Below are 2,117 nucleotides of genomic sequence, written 5' to 3'. Positions count from 1 at the left end.
GCCGCCCCTGCCCGCCCCCTTTTTGCCCCCCCCGGCGGCCACCCTCCACCCCCCGTGCGGGCGTGCCGGGGCCTCTTTCCCCCGCCGCCGCCGCGCAGCCGGCGCGTCGACCTTGAGCGCGTCCGCGATCCGCGCGGTGACCACGTCGGCGGGCGCGCCGCCGGCCGTGACGGTGAGGGTCAGCGCCACCCACTGCGGCTCGGTCACCTCGATGCCGGCGAGCAGCCGGTCGAGGATCGCGTTGAGCGCCTTCTCGGTCCGGCCGAGGAGCTGCGCACTGAAGTCGGTCATGTCTGCCTCCCGAGGCAATCGTTAGTGACACGAACAAAGCTAGTTCGTTAGTCTCACTAACGCAAGTGCTACGATCGCGGGCATGGATCGGTTGCGGAACCTGCGTGCCCGGCTGCTCTCGCAGGCCGCCATCCACTCCGACCGGCTCGTCAACGAGGCGCTCGCGACCGCCGACGCCCGGAAATGGCACTACGCCGTGCTGGCCACGCTGGCCGAGCAGGGGCCGGGCAGCCAGGCCCAGCTGAGCGCGCGCACCGGCATCTACCGCAGCGACATCGTCGCGGTCGTCAACGAGCTGACCGCCCGCGGCCAGGTCGAGCGCGCACCCAACCCGGACGACCGCCGCCAGAACGTCATCACCCTCACGGAAGCCGGCCGCCGGCAGCTCGGCCGGCTCGACCGGATCCTGGCCGGCGTCGAGGACGACCTGCTCGCCCCGCTCACCGGGCCGGAACGCGCCGAGCTCACCCGCCTGCTCACGACCCTGGTCGACCACCACAAGGGCTGGACCCCCGGCGTTTCCTGACCGATAAGTACGAATCGGAGCAACTACGCTGTCGGCGACCACGACCAGCGTCGGGGAGCCGGCCATGCGATTCGCACGTACCTCGCGCGCCCCCGCGGCCGTGGCCACGGTCGCCGCGCTCGCCGCGACCCCGGCCTCCGCGGTGCTGGCACCGCCCGACGCGCCCGGGCCGCCGACCGGCCATCGCCGCGGTCCAGCTCGTCGAGTCCGGCCGGATCGCGCTGGACGCCCCGGTGGTCCGCTACCTCCCGGCGTTCGCGGCCGGGGCAAGGACGACATCACCATCCGCAACCTGCTCACCCACACGAGCGGGCTGCCGGCCGACCCCGAACCGTCGCTGTGCGCGTACCCGACCGACGAGCAGCGCTGGGCCGCGGTCTACCGGATCAGGCCGGTCAACCCGCCGGACACGGCAACGCCCCGGCTGCACTGGCGGATCGCGGCCGAGGAATACCAGCCCGGGCGCGGCCTCGTCCGGGGCAGCGTGCACGACGAGAACGCCTGGTGCCTGGGCGGCGTCGCGGGGGCACGCCGGCGTCTTCGCCACCGCCGCGACCTCGCGACGCTCGCCCAGGCCCTGCTCAACGGCGGCCGCTACGGCCGCGCGCGCATCCTGGCCGGCGCCGCCGACAACCGCACCGCCACGCTCACGATCCCGGCGCGCGGCGGCACCCGGTCGACGTTCGACATCTGGTACGACACCGCGGAGACCGACGGCGGCGCGCTCGAGGCGTCCACCGACGGCGGCCGGACCTGGCGGCTGGTGCCGGTCGACCTGCGCGCCCCGGGTCTCCGGTGGCGCACCGACGGCACGTACACCGGCTTCCAGGGTCGTCAGTGGCTGACCGCGCGGGCCGCGCTGCCCAGCGGGACCACCCACCTGCGCTGGCGGATGACGACCGCCGCCGCGCCGCACGGTCGCGGCGCCCACGTGGACGCGGTGCGGGTAGCCGGCCGGTCCGGCCTCGTGTTCGACGACCGCCGCCCCCGCGACGCGGCCCGCTTCCGCGCGGACGGCTGGGCGCGCGCCCGCGACTGACGGCCGCTAGCCTGGCGCGGGTGACGGTGACGGTGCGCCCCGCCAACGAGGTGAGCTGGGACGACCTGCGAGCGGTGTTCGGCACCCGCGGCGACCCGGCCAACTGCCAGTGCCAGTGGTTCAAGGCCCGCGACGTCTGGGCGATCCCGAAGCCCGAGCGCGCCGACCGGCTGCTCACGGCCGGTGCCGAACCCGCGCCGCCGCGAGGCCAACCAGCGCCAGCGGGTGCTGCTGACCGGCGACGTGCCGAGCCCGATCGAC

2 protein-coding genes and 2 pseudogenes are annotated in these 2,117 nt (G+C 75.2%); 3 read left to right on the top strand and 1 reads right to left on the bottom strand.

The genetic code is table 11. The annotated features are described in order from the left end of the window. Positions 1-291 (bottom strand): annotated as a pseudogene (locus tag AB0H87_RS41125) (hypothetical protein); the annotation flags it as partial. Positions 292-373: 82 nt separating this feature from the next. Here AB0H87_RS41125 and AB0H87_RS41120 point away from each other — a divergent pair. The 3 genes and pseudogenes from AB0H87_RS41120 to AB0H87_RS41110 all read left to right on the top strand — a co-directional run. Further along, the gene (locus AB0H87_RS41120) at positions 374-817 is read left to right on the top strand and encodes a MarR family winged helix-turn-helix transcriptional regulator (protein ID WP_360159087.1); all 444 of its coding nucleotides are present in this window, start codon (positions 374-376) and stop codon (positions 815-817) included. A 64-nt stretch (positions 818-881) separates the two neighbouring features. Beyond that, positions 882-1,856 carry a serine hydrolase gene (locus AB0H87_RS41115; RefSeq protein WP_360159084.1) on the top strand — a complete coding sequence of 325 codons (975 nt, stop codon included), beginning with the start codon at positions 882-884 and terminating at the stop codon, positions 1,854-1,856. Positions 1,857-1,876: 20 nt separating this feature from the next. Then, positions 1,877-2,117: pseudogene (locus AB0H87_RS41110) on the top strand (hypothetical protein); the annotation flags it as partial.

Source organism: Asanoa sp. NPDC050611, from assembly GCF_040654855.1.
GTDB lineage: Bacteria > Actinomycetota > Actinomycetes > Mycobacteriales > Micromonosporaceae > Asanoa.
Note: the sequence above shows the minus strand (reverse complement) of the source record. Positions and strands in the feature narration are given on the sequence as shown.